17 protein-coding genes are annotated in these 16,900 nt (G+C 65.4%); 13 read left to right on the top strand and 4 right to left on the bottom strand.

Annotation, left to right across the window (positions count from 1 at the left end):
- Positions 1–2 precede the first annotated feature (2 nt).
- Entirely contained in the window at positions 3–1,397 is a 1,395-nt protein-coding gene (locus tag ACX3O0_RS06135) for an aminomethyl transferase family protein (protein WP_459107129.1), read from the bottom strand.
- Between the two features lie 170 nt (positions 1,398–1,567).
- Between ACX3O0_RS06135 and ACX3O0_RS06140 the strand changes: the two genes are divergently transcribed.
- The 10 genes from ACX3O0_RS06140 (at position 1,568) to ACX3O0_RS06185 (ending at position 11,945) form a co-directional block, all read left to right on the top strand.
- Positions 1,568–2,272 (top strand): PIG-L deacetylase family protein, encoded by a 705-nt coding sequence (locus tag ACX3O0_RS06140; RefSeq protein ID WP_459107130.1) that lies wholly within the window; start codon positions 1,568–1,570, stop codon positions 2,270–2,272.
- Complete coding sequence (locus ACX3O0_RS06145) at positions 2,269–2,979, top strand: 4-carboxy-4-hydroxy-2-oxoadipate aldolase/oxaloacetate decarboxylase (protein ID WP_459107131.1); 711 nt, start codon at positions 2,269–2,271, stop codon at positions 2,977–2,979. The genes ACX3O0_RS06140 and ACX3O0_RS06145 overlap by 4 nt, the downstream gene beginning before the upstream one ends.
- Entirely contained in the window at positions 2,966–4,045 is a 1,080-nt protein-coding gene (locus ACX3O0_RS06150) for a 4-oxalomesaconate tautomerase (protein WP_459107132.1), read from the top strand. Before ACX3O0_RS06145 ends, ACX3O0_RS06150 begins: the two co-directional genes overlap by 14 nt.
- 30 nt (positions 4,046–4,075) lie before the next feature.
- Positions 4,076–5,056 (top strand): VOC family protein, encoded by a 981-nt coding sequence (locus tag ACX3O0_RS06155; RefSeq protein WP_459107133.1) that lies wholly within the window; start codon positions 4,076–4,078, stop codon positions 5,054–5,056.
- A 109-nt stretch (positions 5,057–5,165) separates the two neighbouring features.
- The gene (locus ACX3O0_RS06160; RefSeq protein WP_459107134.1) at positions 5,166–6,665 is read left to right on the top strand and encodes an aldehyde dehydrogenase family protein; all 1,500 of its coding nucleotides are present in this window, start codon (positions 5,166–5,168) and stop codon (positions 6,663–6,665) included.
- Positions 6,666–6,746: 81 nt separating this feature from the next.
- Complete coding sequence (locus ACX3O0_RS06165; protein ID WP_459107135.1) at positions 6,747–7,955, top strand: MFS transporter; 1,209 nt, start codon at positions 6,747–6,749, stop codon at positions 7,953–7,955.
- Between the two features lie 117 nt (positions 7,956–8,072).
- Entirely contained in the window at positions 8,073–8,930 is an 858-nt protein-coding gene (locus ACX3O0_RS06170; RefSeq protein ID WP_459107136.1) for a methylenetetrahydrofolate reductase, read from the top strand.
- Between the two features lie 7 nt (positions 8,931–8,937).
- Complete coding sequence (gene purU / locus ACX3O0_RS06175) at positions 8,938–9,813, top strand: formyltetrahydrofolate deformylase (protein ID WP_459091974.1); 876 nt, start codon at positions 8,938–8,940, stop codon at positions 9,811–9,813.
- Positions 9,814–9,862: 49 nt separating this feature from the next.
- A complete protein-coding gene (ligM, locus tag ACX3O0_RS06180; protein WP_459107137.1) occupies positions 9,863–11,269 on the top strand; it encodes a vanillate/3-O-methylgallate O-demethylase in 1,407 nt (468 codons plus the stop codon).
- Positions 11,270–11,351: 82 nt separating this feature from the next.
- Positions 11,352–11,945, top strand: a complete 594-nt coding sequence (locus ACX3O0_RS06185; RefSeq protein ID WP_459107138.1) for a PadR family transcriptional regulator — start codon at positions 11,352–11,354, stop codon at positions 11,943–11,945.
- Here the strand turns inward: ACX3O0_RS06185 and ACX3O0_RS06190 are convergent.
- The gene (locus tag ACX3O0_RS06190; protein WP_459107139.1) at positions 11,942–12,178 is read right to left on the bottom strand and encodes a hypothetical protein; all 237 of its coding nucleotides are present in this window, start codon (positions 12,176–12,178) and stop codon (positions 11,942–11,944) included. The two genes, ACX3O0_RS06185 and ACX3O0_RS06190, sit on opposite strands and share 4 nt — an antisense overlap.
- Positions 12,179–12,193: 15 nt before the next feature.
- On the opposite strand from ACX3O0_RS06190, the gene ACX3O0_RS06195 reads away from it, so the two are divergent.
- The 3 genes from ACX3O0_RS06195 to ACX3O0_RS06205 are packed head-to-tail and all read left to right on the top strand — an operon-like array spanning position 12,194 to position 15,142.
- Complete coding sequence (locus ACX3O0_RS06195) at positions 12,194–13,606, top strand: flavin-containing monooxygenase (RefSeq protein WP_459107140.1); 1,413 nt, start codon at positions 12,194–12,196, stop codon at positions 13,604–13,606.
- The gene (locus ACX3O0_RS06200) at positions 13,603–14,433 is read left to right on the top strand and encodes an SDR family oxidoreductase (protein ID WP_459091946.1); all 831 of its coding nucleotides are present in this window, start codon (positions 13,603–13,605) and stop codon (positions 14,431–14,433) included. Before ACX3O0_RS06195 ends, ACX3O0_RS06200 begins: the two co-directional genes overlap by 4 nt.
- A gap of 43 nt (positions 14,434–14,476) precedes the next feature.
- Positions 14,477–15,142 carry a DNA alkylation repair protein gene (locus ACX3O0_RS06205; protein WP_459107141.1) on the top strand — a complete coding sequence of 222 codons (666 nt, stop codon included), beginning with the start codon at positions 14,477–14,479 and terminating at the stop codon, positions 15,140–15,142.
- Positions 15,143–15,147: 5 nt separating this feature from the next.
- Here ACX3O0_RS06205 and ACX3O0_RS06210 read toward each other — a convergent pair whose 3' ends face one another.
- A complete protein-coding gene (locus tag ACX3O0_RS06210; RefSeq protein ID WP_459107142.1) occupies positions 15,148–16,167 on the bottom strand; it encodes an NAD(P)-dependent alcohol dehydrogenase in 1,020 nt (339 codons plus the stop codon).
- Positions 16,168–16,193: 26 nt separating this feature from the next.
- On the bottom strand, positions 16,194–16,895 hold the full coding sequence (locus ACX3O0_RS06215; RefSeq protein WP_459091940.1) for a DUF4386 domain-containing protein: 702 nt from the start codon (positions 16,893–16,895) through the stop codon (positions 16,194–16,196).
- Positions 16,896–16,900 lie beyond the last annotated feature (5 nt).

Here is a 16,900-nt window from a genome sequence, read left to right on the forward strand (position 1 = left end):
GGCTAGGTGGTGCGGTAGCTTTCCCTGGCGAACTGGACGAACGGGGCAGGCGCCACGGTTGCGCGCACTTCAACCTGACGATGGGGCTCCACCTGGGGCTTCGTGGAGTTGGGACTCTCACCCCACAGAACGGTGACTTCGTCGCCAATCCGGACGCTGCCGGCTTCGAGTGTCGCCAGGGACACGAACGACTGCTCGTTGGCGAGGTAGCCGCAGTCGAACGATTGGCCGATTGGCCTGCCGTCGCGGAGCACCTGGTCGACCTGGTACAAGGCGTAACGGGCCTTGGGCAGGTCCAGGTACTTGGCGGGCAAACCTGGTTCGACCAGAGAGCCGAGAACGCTCTTTACGTCGTCGGGATTCCAGACGAGCGTCATTTTGGCGCGGTGGGATGAAGCCGCCAGCTTCTCCAGCGCCTCGCGGCCCACGAAATCATGGTCGAATGCCACGGACCGACCGTAGTCGAGGTCGTACGGCGTCAGGTAATAGTCCTCGATGTTCGGCAAGTCGAAGCTCCCGCCGAGCGAACCGGCGCTGGTGGCAGGGAGCCACTGGCGATAGGGACGGGTCGCCTCGCCCGAGAAGATCGCCGGCACCGGCGATGGAACCCAGCCGGATTCGAGGTTTGCCGTTGAGTACCCCTTGGCTCCGACCGGTGTCAGCCCGTACTCTGCGCCTGCCTCGAGCAGGGCATCGCGTACCCGACCACTGTCCGCCCAGGGGCCGAACAATTCATAGCCGGGCTGGCCGGCCATGCCGTGGCGAATGGCCCGGACCTCGAGCCCCGCCATGGGAAACCGACCCATGTGGAAGAACCCGATCGCCGGCACCGGACCGCCGATGAGCTTCTCGACGATGGCGGGGGCGGTCGGACCCTGCAACTCGTACCGGTACAGCGTGGGGTCACCGGCCCGCACGATCGAGTTGCCGTCACGCTCGAACTCGACATCGAAGCCACCGGTCTCGGCATGGAACTGTACCCAATCGATGACCATTGGGTGCCCGACGAGGTCGTAGTAGTCGCTGTCGAGGTGGGCAAGAATGGCGTCGCCGATGAGGTGGCCGTCGTCGTTGACGGCGATGAACTGCTTTGCCCGGTCGACCGGGAAGTTCGCGAAGCTGTTGACCGCAAGCCCTCGCAGCAGCTTTTCGGCGTCAGGGCCTCGCAGGAACAGATCGGTCATGTGATGCGATTGATCGAGCAGGGCGCAGGAGCTCCGCCACGAATGCTGCTCGGAGCGCCAGTTGCTGAACTCCGGCGTGACCGGGAACACGTGGGGGCGAGCTTGCGAATTTCGCAAGAGGCCAACGGCTGAACCCGCCAAATCAATGGCCTGCTGAAGTGAAATCGGCACGGTGAACTCCCTCGTCCTGTTTGCCTGGCTGCATGGCGCCACCGCTGGCGTGCAACCGATATTGGTGACAATAATGTATCGTACACCTTGACCATAAGACTAGACCGTGATTGTCTGGCATCGTCCACAGCCTGAATACCGGATGTGACGACAGCGACATCCGCCCGGAGAGGACCCACATCATGACGAGTGCAGAACGATCAGTTTTGGTTGTGAGCGCGCACGCAGGAGACTTCGTCTGGCGTGCGGGAGGGGCGATCGCCGCAGCCGTCGCCAGAGGCGAGCGCGTCGTAATCATCTGCCTCACCTACGGGGAGCGAGGCGAATCAGCCAGCCAGTGGCTCGCAGGCAAGAGCCTGGACGAGATCAAGGCGATCCGCCGCGAAGAGGCTGAAGCGGCGGCAGCGGCGCTCGGAGCCGAGATCGAATTCCTCGACGCCGGCGACTACCCGCTCATCCAGACTCGTGAGTTGCTCGACCAGCTCGTGCAGGTATATCGGCGCGTTCAGCCCACCGTGGTGTTGACGCACCCGCTGCTCGATCCATACAACGGCGACCACGCTGCCGCCGCGCGCATCGCGATCGAGGCACGCATCCTCGCCCAGGCGATCGGCTACGACGCTCCAGGCGAAGTGCTGGGTGCGCCACCCGTATTCTTTTTCGAGCCGCACCAGCCGGAACAATGCGACTTCAAGCCGGACGTGCTGCTCGACATCACCGACTCCTTCCCCGCCAAACAGCGTGCGATGGAATGCCTGCCCGCCCAACGGCACATGTGGGAGTACTACACGTCGCTCGCCGTACGTCGCGGTGTTCAACTCAAACGCAACGCGGGGCCGAATCTCGGCCTGCCCGTCGACACCATGGGCGAGGCGTACATGCGCTACTACCCCCAGGTCACGGACGTCCTCCGATGAGCCCGGTCATCGTCACCGACATCACCCGGGCGGATGCGACGGTCATTGCGGCCCTCGGCGCGCACGGCGTCGCCACCGCCCACGAGGCGATGGGACGCACCGGGCTTGTCGGCACGTCGCTCCGGCCGATCCAGGACGGCACCCGCATTGCGGGCTCGGCGGTGACCGTGCTGTGCTGGCCGGGTGACAACCTTATGATCCATGCGGCGGTCGAGCAGTGCCAGGCCGGCGACATACTCGTCGTCACCACTGTCTCGCCGTCCCTCGACGGTTCCTTCGGTGAGCTCTTCGCCACTGCGCTGCAGCGGCGCGGTGTGCGCGGGCTCATCACCACTGGGGGCGTGCGGGACGTGGCGGACCTGCGCGCAATGGACTTTCCGGTGTGGGCCGGCGCGGCGAACGCGCAGGGCACCGTTAAGGCGACCCCGGGTTCGGTCAACGTGCCGGTTAGCGTCGGCGGGGCGATCGTGCGGCCCGGAGACGTGATCGTGGCCGACGATGACGGTGTGCTCTGCGTGCCACGTGCTGAGGCTTCCGCCGTCGTCGCGGCGTCCGACGCCAGGGTCGCCAAGGAGGCGGAGTCTCGTTCGGCATACCAGCGCGGCGAGTTGAGCCTCGATCGCAACAAGTTGCGGCCGGTGCTGGAGGGACTTGGAGTCGTGTACGTCACCGAGGCGGACTATGAGGCGGAGCATGGTTCCCGGTAGCGGCATCCCTTGCCTCCACCTGCGGGGTGGAACGTCGAAGGGGGCGTACTTTCTCGCATCAGACCTGCCCTCCGATCCCGCAGAACGGGATGACTTGCTGATGCGCATCATGGGCACCCCTGATGCGCGACAGATCGACGGCCTGGGTGGAGCGCATCCGCTGACCAGCAAGGTGGCCGTCGTGTCGCCGTCGGACTCCCCCGGCATCGACGTCGACTACCTCTTCCTGCAACTCGGCGTCGACGAGGCGTTCGTCACCGACCGCCAGAATTGCGGCAATATCCTCGCCGGCATCGGACCATTCGCGGTCGAGCGCGGGCTCGTCACCCCGACAGGCGACCGCACCAGCGTGCGCATCAACATGACCAACACCGGCAGCACCGCGACCGCGACGTTCGCGACGCCGGGAGGTGTCGTGGACTACGACGGCGACCTCGCGATCGACGGCGTGCCCGGAACCGCCGGCGCGATCGCCCTCGACTTCGACGGCACGGCAGGGTCGTCGACCGGTTCGCTGTTTCCCACCGGACACCTGGTGGACGAGGCCGACGGCATTCAGGTGACCTGCGTCGACAACGGGATGCCCAGCGTGCTCATTCGAGCCCAGGATCTCGGCGTGACCGGCACGGAGCCGCCAGCCGACCTCGAGAACGATGCGGCGCTCACCTCACGACTCGAACGGATCCGGTTCGCCGCCGCGGAACTCATGGGCATGGGAGACGTCTCGGAGGCGACCGTACCGAAACTGGTGCTGCTCTCCGCACCCAGCGCGGGAGGCGCCATCTCCACGCGCAGCTTCCTGCCGCATCGGGTGCACAGCTCGATCGGAGTGCTGGGCGCCCTCACGGTCGCCGCCGGCATCATCCCGGAAGGAACCGTGGGGCACACGCTGGCAGCGCTGCCCACAGCGGGCGAACCGTTCTCGATCGAGCATCCGACCGGCCACTTCGACGTGGATGTCACAGTCGAGGCATCCGGCGGCAGCTGGACGGTCACGCGCTCAGCAGCCCTGCGCACGGCGCGCAAGATCTTTGACGGTCTCGTCTTTCCCCGCCCCAGGCTCTAACACCGATCCGCATTTTCGAGAGGACCGCGCATGACCCACCACACATCATTCGATATCGCCCACCTCGGCAACGTCGAGTTGTTCACACCCACCTTCGATGAGAGCCTCTGGTTCTTTCGAGACCTGCTCGCCATGCGCGTGGTCGCCGAAGACGGCGACTCCGTCTTCCTGCGCTGCTGGGACGAGTACCAGCGCTACACGATCAAGCTCACCGCTTCCGACAAGGCCGGCGTCGGCCGACTCACCTTCCGTACCACGAACCAGGAGTCACTCGAGCGCCGAGTCGCAGAGATCGAGGCGACCGGGTTCGGGCTCGGCTGGCGTGACGGCGAGCAGGGGGTTGGCCCCAGCTACGCCTTCACCGATCCTGACGGCCACCCGATGGAGATCTACTACGAGACCGAGCGGTACGTCGCCACCGACGACAAGCCGGCGCTGAAGAACCAGGCGTCGCGCTACCCGGGGGTCGGCGTGAACGCACGACGCCTCGACCACATCAACTACCTCGCCCAGAACGTCGAGGCGAACGGCGAATTCGTCCGTGACGCGCTCGTCGGACGCGAGAGCGAACGGATCCGCCTGGACTCCGGCCGGTACGCGGCGTGGTGGTTCCACTTCAACAACAAGTCGTACGACATCGTCTACTCGGGCGACTGGACCGGAAGCAGTGGGCGCCTCCACCACATCGCGTTCGCGACAGACACCCGTGAGGACATACTGAAGGCCGCCGACATCTTCCTCGAGAACGGGATCCATATCGAATCCGGCCCTCACAAGCACGCCATCAACCAGACCTTCTTCCTCTATGTGTGGGAGCCGGGAGGCAACCGGATCGAGTTCACCAACTCGGGCGCCCGCCTGCTGCTCGACCCCGACTCTCCGGTCGTGGAGTGGAGCGAGGAGGAGCGCAAGAAGGGCCAGGCCTGGGGCATGAAAACCATCGAGACATTCCACACCCACGGCACACCGGCGGTCGACGGCAGCGACCAAATTGCTACTCCTCGCCCCTGAAGGCCCTGCCAACATCACCGTGAATGGTGGTTGGATGGTCTCGACCCAGGTCTGAACACGACCCGTTCGGAGTCCAAGACAACTCGAAGAGCACAGAGAGGTGTGAGAGATGACTGACACATTGAGCACAACCGCCCCGGTCACCACCGGCTTGTACATCGGGGGCGAGGCCAGGAACACGGCCGAGACCCTTGCGGTGGCTGATCCTGGAAAACCGGGCCTGGTGGTCGGGCATGCCGCAGCGGCCAGCGCGGCGGACGTCGATGATGCGATCGCTGCGGCCAAGGATGCGTACCCGGCCTGGTCGGCGCTGACCGCCCAGGAGCGAGCCGCTGCAATGCGGACCGCCATCGAGGGCATCGCCGACCTGCGCGACGAGGACGCCGCCATCCTGTCCCAGGAGAATGGGAAGGTGCGGATGGAGGCGTGGATCGACGCGCTGGTGTTCGAGATCCGCTGGAACCTGGCCCTGATGCACACCGACGAGGTGGATGCCACGCAGGTGCTGGAGTCGGCGCCCGGGATCCCGGTGACCACCACGGTCCAATACCAGTCGTTGGGGCCGGTGACGATCATCGTCCCGTACAACTGGCCGATCGCGATCCTGGGTGCTTCCCTGCCGCATGCGTTGCTGGCCGGCAACACCACGATCGTCAAACCACCGCCCACCACCCCGCTTGCCACCACCCGCGTGGTGCAGCGCATCGCCGAGAAGCTACCGCCGGGCGTGCTGAACGTCATCACCGGCAAGGACGAGAACATGTCACAGCTGATCACCAGCAGGGACATTGCGAAGGTGTGCTTCACCGGCAGCGTCGGCGGCGGCAAGCGGATGATGGAGATGGCATCGAAGTCGTTGTCCCGGATCACCCTGGAGCTTGGCGGGAACGATGCGGCCGTGATCCTTGAGGATGCCATCCTCGACGACGCGCACCTGGACCGCCTGTACGCCGGGATCTACGACACCACCGGGCAGATCTGCATGAACGCGAAACGCGTCTATGTGCACCGTTCCCGGCTGGACGAACTGGTTGCCGGCCTCACCGAGCGACTGGAGAAGGTCGTGATCGGTTACGGCCTCGACGAGAGCACCACCATGGGACCGCTGCACGCGCCTGCGCAGAAAGCCTTCGTGACAGACATCATCGAGGAGGCTAAAGCCGCAGGCGCCGACGTGCGCGAGTTCGGCGAGCTGCCGAGCGACCCGGACCTTCAGGGCGGAAACTTCCTCCGCCCCGCCATGGTGATCGATCCCGACCCGCAACTGCGGGTCGTCACCCAGGAGCAGTTCGGACCCGTCATCCCGATCATCCCCTTCGACACCGAGGAGGAGGCGGTCGCCTGGGCCAACGACACCTGGAGTGGGCTGTGCGGATCCGTCTGGACCGCCGATGCCGACGCGGCGAACCGCGTCGGAAGCCAACTCGTATGCGGTTACGTCTGGGTCAACGACCACGGCGCACCGCGCCTCGACCTGCGCGCGCCGTTCGGCGGCATGAAGCAGTCCGGCATGGGTCGCGAACAGGGCATCCACGGAATTCGTGCCTTCCAGGACACCCGTTCCATCTCCCACCTGGATCTCGAGGCCCTGGCGGCACAGGCGCACTGAGGACTTAGGTCCGCTTCGGATGGGCTCCCGCTCGATTGAGTGGGAGCCCATTCCTTCATAACTTCAGTCCAGGGGGCGCAGGTGGAGAGGACGGCTCGAAGCGATCCCCGGCCGACGGTCTTCCTCTTCCTGGCGGTGTGCGTCATCGCTGCCAACATGCGGGCGACGATCACCGGTATCGGCCCATTACTCGAACAGATCAGTGTCGGCCTCGGCACAGACATGGCAACGTTGGGCCTCCTGGTCGCGGTGCCACTGATCGCGTGGGCGCTGGTGTCACCCTTTGCCCACGACCTGAGTCAGCGGTTCGGCCTGTCCCGGGTCATCCTCTGGTCCCTGCTGATTCTCGCGCTCGGAACCATCTGGCGCTCTGTCGCCGGCCCGGCCGCCAACGTCTGGATCGGCACGGTGCTCATCGGCGTTGCGCTCGCCATCGCGAACGTGCTGATGCCCGCCGTGGTGAAGCAGGGATTTCCCGGGCGCGTTCCGGCGGTGATGGCGATCTACACCGCCCTGCTCGGCGGCGTCGGGGCAATCGCCTCCGGCGTGGTCGTGCCGATCTCGCACGTCGATGTGGGTGGGCAGACGTGGGGGTGGCGCACCGCACTGGTGGCAACAGGCATCCTGCTGCCCCTCGCAGTCGTGTTGTGGGCCTGGGCGAGTCGTCGTGGTGGTGAGAACCCGAAGACGGGGCTGACGTCGGGCCGTCGTCAACGCACCGGAATCTGGTCGGACGCCCTCGCCTGGCAGATCGCCGTTTACACGGGGCTGCAGTCTTCAGCGTTCTACATGCTGGTCACTTGGCTCGCCACTCTCTCGACATCCGTTGGTCGCAGCGAGACCGTCGCGGGATTCGACGTCATGATGTTCCAGATCATGAGCGTCGTCGGAGCGCTCGCAGTCCCGTTCATTCTCCGCGGGAGGGCGATTCGGTGGGTGCCGATCTTCCTCCCGACGCTCGCCATCATCGGAACCCTGGGCTTCATTCTCGCCCCGCACGGCCTACTCATCTGGGCCTGCCTGTCTGGTCTGTCAAGCGGGTCGTCCCTCGGCATGACGCTGACGCTGATGGCCCAGCGCGCTCGCACGCAGGCTCTTGCGTCAGCGTTATCCGGGATGGCCCAGTCAATCGGGTACGTCATCGCAGCGATGGGTCCATTCGCATTCGGCTGGTTGCTCTCGCTTTCAGGCGGATGGAGCGCCCCACTCCTCCTGCTGCTTGCGGCGCTGCTCGGCCAGGCCGGAGTCGGCTGGTTCGTTGGGCGCGAGCGCTATGTCCTGGAGCGTTGAACGAGTTTCCCGAATTAACTATGAACATAGGTACTCGACAATACCTATGTACATAGGTATTGTCGGAGGTGGGACACACCGCGGTGGCCCAGGCTGAGAGCGGAAGGACCTCGATCAGTGACATCAACAACTCCCCCAACGCTTGCTCTGCTCCCGGACTACTCCCTGGAGATGACAGGGAAAGACGTTCCCGGGCTCGAAGAAGCCGAGAGCCGAATCCCATCAGGAGCCCGGATCAACGTCACCTTCTTGGGCAACGAAGACCTCGACATGCGCGTCGGGGCGTCCCGCGCTGTGCGTCAAGCTGGATTCGTGCCGGTGCCTCACATCTCGGCACGCCGCCTGACCTCGCAGGCCCAACTTGAGGAGTTCCTCCAGCGGTTGCAGGAAGTGGATGCCACCGAGAGCGTCTTCGTCGTCGGCGGCGACCCGCACACGCCGGAGGGGCCATACGCCGACTCCTTCCAGGTCATCCGCACCGGCATCCTGCAGCGGTACGGCGTGAAGCATGTCAGCATCAGCGGCTACCCGGAAGGGCACCCCGATATCGCGAACGACGTGCTCTGGAAGGCCCTCGACGACAAGTCGGCATCGATCCGGGAACAGGGACTCACTGGGACGATCATCACCCAGTTCGGGTTCGACACCGCTCCGGTGATCGAGTGGATCACGGCGGTGCGCGAGCGCGGCATCGACTTCCCGATCCGAGTCGGCGTGCCCGGCCCGGCCGGCATCAAGCGGCTGCTCGGCTATGCGCGACGGTTCGGCGTGGCATCCAGTGCCGGAATCGTGCAGAAATACGGGTTCTCGCTGACCAACCTGCTGGGTACTGCCGGTCCAGACAAGTTCGTCGCCGACCTTACCCAGCAGCTCGAGGGCGCCGACCTCGGAACCGTCAAGCTGCACTTCTACACGTTCGGCGGCCTGCGCGCGACTGCCGATTGGGCCACCGAATTCAGCCGGCGCGAAGGTTGAAGATCCGATGACTCACCCCGAAATCACGCTTCCTCTGGACCATGCCAGCCTGATCGTGCACGGTAGCGACCAACCGGGCATCGTCGCAGCTGTCACAGCCCTGATCACCCGGCAGCGCGGCAACATCGTCTCTCTCGACCAGTACACCGACGACCCCACCGGCGGCGCGTTCTTTCAGCGAGTCGTGTTCCACCGTGCGGACCTCAGCGTCGCGATCCCCGAGATCGAGGCCGACCTTGAGAAGACACTGGGCGCGTTCCAGTTGCAGTGGACCCTGCGCGACATGTCGACGCCGAAGCGGATGGCGATCCTCGCCTCCACGTCCGACCACTGCCTGCTCGACCTGCTCTGGCGTCACCGTCGCGGCGAGTTGCCAGTCACCATCCCCATGGTGATTTCCAACCACATCAACGCGGCCGAGGATGTTCGCAGCTTCGGCATCCCGTTCTTCCACATCCCCTCCCAGAGTTCCGACAAGTCCGCGGCCGAAACCGAGATCCTCAAATTGCTGATCGGCAACGTCGACTTCGTCGTGCTTGCCAGATACATGCAGATTCTCTCCAATGACTTCCTGGAGCAGGTCGGGGTTCCCGTGATCAACATCCACCACTCGTTCCTCCCCGCATTCATCGGCGCCGGTCCCTACCGAAAGGCGAAGGAACGCGGCGTGAAGCTGATCGGCGCGACGTCCCACTACGTCACCCAGGAGCTCGACGAGGGCCCGATCATCGAACAGGATGTCGCCCGCGTCACCCATGCCGACACGGTCACCGACCTGCAGCTCCGTGGCGCAGATGTCGAACGCGCCGTCTTGTCTCGAGCGGTGCTCTGGCACGCCCAGGATCGCGTCATCCGTCACGGCTCCCAGACCGTCGTGTTCTAGCCCATCCGTACACCGCCACACCACAACACCGAAAGAAAAGAGGTTCCTCGTGACACCAAAGAATCTGCAGGAAGTGCTGGACGGGGCGTCCCCCGTCGAGCTCCTGCGTAACTCGCAGATCGGCTCGTACATCTACCCTGTCGTGCCGGCCGACTTCCAGAACTGGATCAAGGAGCAGACCGCCTGGCGTCAAACCGCGGTGCTCTACGACCAGTCGCATCACATGGACAACCTCTTCATGAAGGGGTCGGACGCCATCAAGCTGATCTCCGACACGGCGATCAACTCGACCGCAGTCTTCCCGGTCGACAAGGCGAAGCAGTACGTTCCGACAACCGCCTCCGGACACGTCATTGGCGACGGCATCCTGTTCCGCGAAGCGGAGGACGAATACGTCTACGTTGGTCGCTCACCAGCGGCGAACTGGCTCCTGTTCCACGGCGAAACCGGCGGATACTCGAACCTCGACATCACGGTGGACCGTCGCTCCCCCTCCCGCCCGTACGGGCACTCGGTCTCGCGCCAGTACTACCGCTTCCAGATTCAGGGACCAAGCGCGTGGGCCGTCATCGAGAAGCTTAACGGCGGACCACTTGAGCAGCTGAAGTTCTTCAACATGTCGACCATGACCATCGACGGGATGACGGTTCGCACCCTTCGTCACGGGATGGCTGGGGCGCCTGGCCTGGAGATCTGGGGCCCGTACGCCGACCACGACCGCATCCGCGACGCCATTGTGGACGCCGGAGCCGAATTCGGGCTGGTTCCCGTCGGCTCCCGTGCCTACCCGTCCAACACGCTGGAGTCCGGCTGGATCCCATCACCGTTGCCTGCCATCTACACCGGCGAGGAAGAGCGGGCCTACCGCGAGTGGCTTCCCGCCGACGGCTACGAGGCGACCGGAACGCTCGCCGGTTCCTTCGTCTCCGACAACATCGAGGACTACTACCTCACCCCGTGGGAGCTCGGATACGGCACATTCGTCAAGTTCGACCACGACTTCATCGGCCGCGACGCGCTTGAGAAGGTCGACCCCACGACGCAACGCAAGAAGGTCACCCTGGCCTGGGAGGGCGAGGACGTCACGAAGATCTTCGCCTCGCTGTTCGACGCCGAAGGCGAGAGCTACAAGTTCTTCGACCTGCCGCTTGCGAACTACGGCTCGGCGAACTACGACTCTGTCGTGGACGCCGAAGGCACTGTGGTCGGCTTCTCGATGTTCACCGGTTACAGCGCCAACGAGCGCCGCGCGCTCTCCCTCGCGACGGTCGACCCGAACGTGCCGGAGGGCACCGAGCTCAAGGTCGTGTGGGGCGAGCCGAACGGCGGCACCAAGAAGGCCGCCGTGGAGCCGCACAAGCAGCTCGAGGTTCGCGCGGTCGTCAGTCCGGTCCCGTACTCGTCGGTTGCGCGCGCAACCTACAAGGGCGGATGGCGCACCGGCTACGACTCCTAGGCCAGCATCCTGGTCGGAGGGGGCCCGAGCCGATGCCTGGCCCCCTCCATCCTTTCCACCGACCGACAGCTAGGAGGTCCTCGTGAGCCTGCGGTACGCGCTCCTCGCCCTGCTCCGCGCCGGCCCGCTGTCGGGGTATGAGCTCAAGAAGCAGTTCTCGCTCTCGGTCGGCCATGTCTGGCATGCCCCCGATTCTCAGATCTACCCGGAACTGCGGAAGATGGAGAGCGAGGGGCTCGTCGAAGCTGAGGTACAGGCTCGAGGCGAACGCGGCATCCGGCGGTTGTATCACCAGACGAATGACGGGGAGCGTGCCTTCCTCGACTGGATGCAATCCCCGCTGGAGTACTCGCGCGTCCGCGACCCAGCCCATCTTCGTGCGGCCTACCTGGAGGCGACCACCCCGGATGCCGCGCGATCGTTCCTCAAGGCGCACGTCGAGCAGTGGGAATACGAACTGGAGCAGTGGGAGAGCGAGTTGGTTCGCATCGACGCCCGCGACAATCCAATGCTCGCGCGCCGCTTGTCGGCCACACCTGAGTCAGAGCAAGAGCGCACGGTCGCGTACAAGCGGTTCACCTACGAGGGGCTGGTCGAACGTGCAAAGGGCGAGATCGAATGGGCGCGGCGCGGGCTGATGCTCGTCGACCGGCTGGAGGGCGACGGCGCTCACTAGGTCGTGCCCGGATCCTCCGGCCGGTTCAGTACGATGTCGGGAGCCTCACCTATTCCGGCATCCCGCGCTTTGGCGACGGCCTCGGCGCGGGAGGTGACGCCGAGTTTGAACAGGTCGCCAAGTTGAACCGTCGCGAGCGCACGCTCAATGTCGTCATGGCCCGCGCCCTTGAGCAGGTAGCCGCGCGCACCGCCGCCCACATAGTCGTGGCGTCGCAGTGGAGCAGTTTTCACTGTGATAATGCCCCCATGGCCTATTTGGTGAAGCCCGAACACCTCGCTGACGCGGTGACGGCGCCCATTCCCGTGAACCCGTCCCTGCCTCGCGCCTGCATCATCGGCGCGGGCTCGTCAGGGATCGCCGCGGCCAAAGCACTTTCCCTCGCCGGTGTGCCATTCGATTGCTTCGAACGCGGCAGCGCCATCGGCGGCAACTGGCTCTTCGACAACCCGAACGGCCTGTCGGCCTGCTACGAGACGTTGGAGATCAACACCTCCTGCCCCAGGATGGCGTTCTCCGACTTTCCGATGCCCGACGACTATCCGGCCTATGCCCGGCACGACCAGGTGCACGCCTACTTCGAGAACTATGTCGACCACTTCGGTTTTCGGCACGCCATCACCTTCGACACCCAGGTCGAGGAGGTCACCCGCGACTCCGACGGCAGCTGGCTGGTGCGCATCAGCGGACCACACGGTGAACGGGTCGAAAGGTACGATGCGGTGCTCGTCGCGAACGGGCATCACTGGGACCCACGGTGGCCCGACCCGAGCTACCCCGGCACGTTCGACGGCGAACAGCTCCACGCCCACGACTACCGGTCGGGCGACCAACTGGACGGTCGCGACGTTGTCGTCGTCGGCGCGGGCAACTCCGCCATGGACATAGCGGTCGAGGGTTCCCACCGCGCGAACAGCGTGGCTCTCTCCATTCGGCGTGGCCAGTGGGTGCTGCGCAAGTTCCTTCTCGGGTTTCCCAGCGACCAGGTCGCACTGCCCGGATGGATGCCGTGGTGGGTGACGGCGTTGCGGCTGCGCATCGGGGCGCTCACCTCGGGCAGCCTTCGCAACTACGAGTTGCCGAAGCCGCAGCACAAACCCGGCCAATCGCATCCGGTTCAATCGGATCACATCCGCGCACGGATCGCTGCCGGCCGAGTCGCCGTACGACCTGGTATCGAGCGCTTCGACGGTGACGGTGTGGTGTTCGTCGACGGCACCCGCGCGAAGGCCGACCTGATCGTGTGGGCGACGGGATACAAGGTGACGTTCCCGTTCCTTGATCCGGCCCTGGTCGCCGCGGAGGACAACGAGCTGCCGCTGTGGAAGCGGACCGTGCACCCGGACCTTCCCGGCCTGTTCTTCATCGGGCTGGTGCAGCCGGTCGGCGCGGTGATGCCGCTGGCAGAGGCGCAGGGAGCGTGGGTAGCCGAAATGCTGAGCGGGCAGTACGTCGCCCCGTCCGACGACGAGATCCGCGAACAACTGGCCACAGACCACGAGCGCAACAAGCGCCAGTTCTACACGTCGCCGCGGCACACCATGGAGGTCGACTTCGACCGCTACCTCTGGGACCTGGCACGAGAACGGGGTCGAGGCCGAAAGCGATCCGTCGCTCACTCCGCTACGACCGAGCGTGCAGTCGCCAGGGAGAACGGATGACCCGCCCGGCGGACCTCACCGGCACAGTGGTCGCCGTAACCGGGGGCGCGAACGGAATCGGCCGCGAAATCGCGAGCCTCCTGGCCTCGGCCGGCGCCAGGGTCGCGATCGGGGACCTCGACGGCACCGCGGTGAGGCGCACGGCGGACGAACTCGACGGCATCCTGCTCGGCCTCGAGCTGGACGTCACCGACACGGAGTCTTTCGCCGACTTCCTGACCACCGTCGAAGCAGCCTGGGGCCCGATCGACGTGCTGGTCAACAACGCGGGCGTCATGTGGGTCGGTCCCTTCGACGCTGAACCGGATGCCGCGGCGGAGCGGCAGGTCGCGGTGAACCTTCTCGGGGTGATCCGCGGCGTGAAACTCGCGGCACCCGCGATGGTGGCCCGTGGTTCGGGGCACATCATCACCATCGCTTCCGCCGCCTCGATCCTGACCACCCCGGGCGAGGCGAGCTATGCGGCGAGCAAGCACGGCGTTCTCGGTTACCTCAAAGCCGTGCGCGCGGAATTGCACCGCTCCCCCATCCGCTTCTCCGTGATCATGCCCGCCGTGGTCGACACAGCCCTCGCAACAGGAACGGCCACGGGCGCCGCCAAGTTGCTCCTGCCAGCGGATGTTGCTGCCGCCGTGCTGCGCACCATCATCCGCCCGCGCTTCGAGGTCACGCTCCCCGGCTACATCGGCCCGGTGCTGCGCTGGGTCAACGTGCTGCCCGGATGGATGCGCGACCCACTGCTGCGCCGGCTCGTTCCCGACCAGGTTCGCCAGGCCGACCGCGGCGCCCGCGCCGGATATGAGGCCCAGTTCGGCGACCGGAAGTAGGCTGGGGCGATAGCCCATCCACCGAGTTGAGACGCGAGGGCTCATGTCAGACACACGTACGGCCGAGCTTCTGGCGGAATTGGCTGGGCTCGAAGACCCCAGAATGCGCGAGGTCAACGAGAGGCATGGCGACGACCACGGCGTGAACCTCAGCAAGCTGCGGCTTGTGGCGAAGCGACTGAAGACGCAGCACGATCTGGCTGGCGAGCTCTGGGCGACGGGTGACACGGCGGCGCGATTGCTCGCGCTTCTCGTGTGCCGCCCCAAGCTGTATTCGACAGGCGAGCTGGACGGGATGCTGCGGGTCGCCCAGGCACCGAAGGTGCAGGACTGGCTGGTGAACTACGTCGTGAAGAAGAATCCGCATGCCGAGGAGTTGCGGCTGAAGTGGTTCTCCGATCCGAATCCGATCGTGGCGAGTGCCGGCTGGGCGCTGACCTCGGAGCGGGTGGCGAAGAGCCCGGAAGGGCTGGACCTTGCTGGGCTGCTGGACATCATTGAGTCGCAGATGAAGGATGCGCCGGACCGATTGCAGTGGGCGATGAACACCTGCCTGGCGATGATCGGTATCAACAACCCTGACCTGCGCACCCGGGCGATCGACATCGGCGAACGGCTGGAAGTGCTGAAGGACTACCCGACTCCGCCGAACTGCACCTCGCCGTTTGCGCCGATCTGGATCACGGAGATCGTGCGCCGGCAGGGGTAGCTGGCTCAGATCGTGATGACGGCACTGCCCGTCTTGTGCCCGGTGTCGACCAGGCGGTGTGCTTCGGCCGCTTGCTCGATCGAATGCGTTGCCCCGATCACCGGGACGTACTGACCTGTTTCGGCCAGCCCGGCGATGAAGGCGAGGTTTTTCGCCAACTCGGCCGGTTTGGCCAACCCGGTGAACGCGATTGCCGCCTTCTTGCGGCCGAACCGCGAGGTCCAGAGCATCTGAAACAGGATGGCGGGCGACGGCTCGGTGGTCAGGTAGATGCCGCCGCGCTTCAGAGTCCTCCGGCTCCTCCAGAACGAGCTGGCGGCGACCGCGTCGAAGATAACGTCGTAGGAGTCGAGATTTCGGGTGAAATCGTCCGTCGTGTAGTCGATCACGGCATCCGCCCCCAGCGTGCGCACCAGCTCGAGGTTCGCGGTGCTGCACACGGCGGTGACGGTGGCGCCGAGGTGTTTGGCAAGCTGGATCGCCGCCGTACCCACAGCGCCGGATGCACCGATGACCAGGATGGACTGGCCCGCCTGAAGCCTGGCGGTATCCCGCAGGAACGGCAGGGCCGTGACCGCGCCATCGAAGACGGCTACCGTCTGCGCGTCGCTCAGGCCGGCCGGCTTCGGGACGATCGCGCCGGCATCCGCTACCACCAGGTACTCGGCGTGGGCACCGAAGTTCGTGGCGTTGGTTCCGGCGACACGGTCACCGACCTTGAAGCGTGTTTCGGCACTCCCTACGGCCTCGACCACCCCGGAGAAGTTGGTGCCGAGGATGGGCCACTTCGGTTTTCTGAGGCCAAAGTACAGCCGGGTCGACAGGTCGGCGCCGACCCGGGCGTGGCACAGGGCGGCGGTGACGACGGAGGCGTGGTTTCGGATCAGCAGCTCCCCCGCCTTCGGAACAGGCTTGGCCACCTGTTCGATCGCCAGGACCTCGGGCCCGCCATAGCGCCGGGAGACCAGGGCTTTCATGGTGGCGATGTTCCGGATGCTGGAGGTTTCGATCGCGGGGATGGTCATCAGGTCTGCTCCTTCAGCTTCGGGTGTCAGTTGGCGGGAAGGCGGCGGCCGCGAATGAGCAGCCAGAAGATGATGGCCACCTCACCCACGAACAGGAACTGGGCGAAGACGGCCGTGAAGCCGGGGATGAAGGCCATGCCGAAAGAATCCGCCAGGTATCCGACACCCGCGACGGCGAGCAGGATGCCGAACACCTTCGCGATGAAACCGGAACGGAAGGCAAGGTAGCCGATCAACAGCAGGGAGACGCCGAACAGGCCGAGGCTGATAACCCAGATGGTGTTGAACGACACCAGCACCGGGAGGGCGGCTTCCGGATCGCCGAGCATCGTGTACCCGAGCACGAGTTGGCTGACGGCGCCCAGCAGAAGCACTGCGTAGATGGTTCTCATCCAGGCGGCTGCCGCTGAGAGCCGGCGGCTGACCGGCTTGAACAATGTGTACAGGGCACCCGCAACGATGACGTCGAGGATGGCAATGACGACGAAGCCGGCGACGCCCGCCAGGAACAGGATCGGCGAGCCGGTGATGTTGTCCGCAGTGTGGGTCGCGTCGCCCGGGGCAATCAGCGGAACGAGCGCCCCGAAGTTGGCAAAGCCTCCTAACGCTGCCATGACGGCGAGGGAGACTCCGGCGACGAGCGCCGATGTGCGTTGCGACCAGTTGGTGAAGCGAAGCGGATGCCGAGGGGCAGCGGTCCTGGTCGAGGCGAGCATGTTCGGGTTCATGGGGG

The organism is Homoserinimonas sp. A447, from assembly GCF_054489325.1.

Excerpts from the sequence above, each read along its gene's own strand:
- ACX3O0_RS06145 (WP_459107131.1), top strand. The coding sequence starts at position 2,269 with ATGAGCCCGGTCATCGTCACCGACATCACCCGGGCGGATGCGACGGTC.
- ACX3O0_RS06150 (WP_459107132.1), top strand. The coding sequence starts at position 2,966 with ATGGTTCCCGGTAGCGGCATCCCTTGCCTCCACCTGCGGGGTGGAACG.
- ACX3O0_RS06155 (WP_459107133.1), top strand. The coding sequence starts at position 4,076 with ATGACCCACCACACATCATTCGATATCGCCCACCTCGGCAACGTCGAG.
- ACX3O0_RS06160 (WP_459107134.1), top strand. The coding sequence starts at position 5,166 with ATGACTGACACATTGAGCACAACCGCCCCGGTCACCACCGGCTTGTAC.
- purU (WP_459091974.1), top strand. The coding sequence starts at position 8,938 with ATGACTCACCCCGAAATCACGCTTCCTCTGGACCATGCCAGCCTGATC.
- ACX3O0_RS06195 (WP_459107140.1), top strand. The coding sequence starts at position 12,194 with ATGGCCTATTTGGTGAAGCCCGAACACCTCGCTGACGCGGTGACGGCG.
- ACX3O0_RS06200 (WP_459091946.1), top strand. The coding sequence starts at position 13,603 with ATGACCCGCCCGGCGGACCTCACCGGCACAGTGGTCGCCGTAACCGGG.
- ACX3O0_RS06205 (WP_459107141.1), top strand. The coding sequence starts at position 14,477 with ATGTCAGACACACGTACGGCCGAGCTTCTGGCGGAATTGGCTGGGCTC.
- ACX3O0_RS06210 (WP_459107142.1), bottom strand. The coding sequence starts at position 16,167 with ATGACCATCCCCGCGATCGAAACCTCCAGCATCCGGAACATCGCCACC.
- ACX3O0_RS06215 (WP_459091940.1), bottom strand. The coding sequence starts at position 16,895 with ATGAACCCGAACATGCTCGCCTCGACCAGGACCGCTGCCCCTCGGCAT.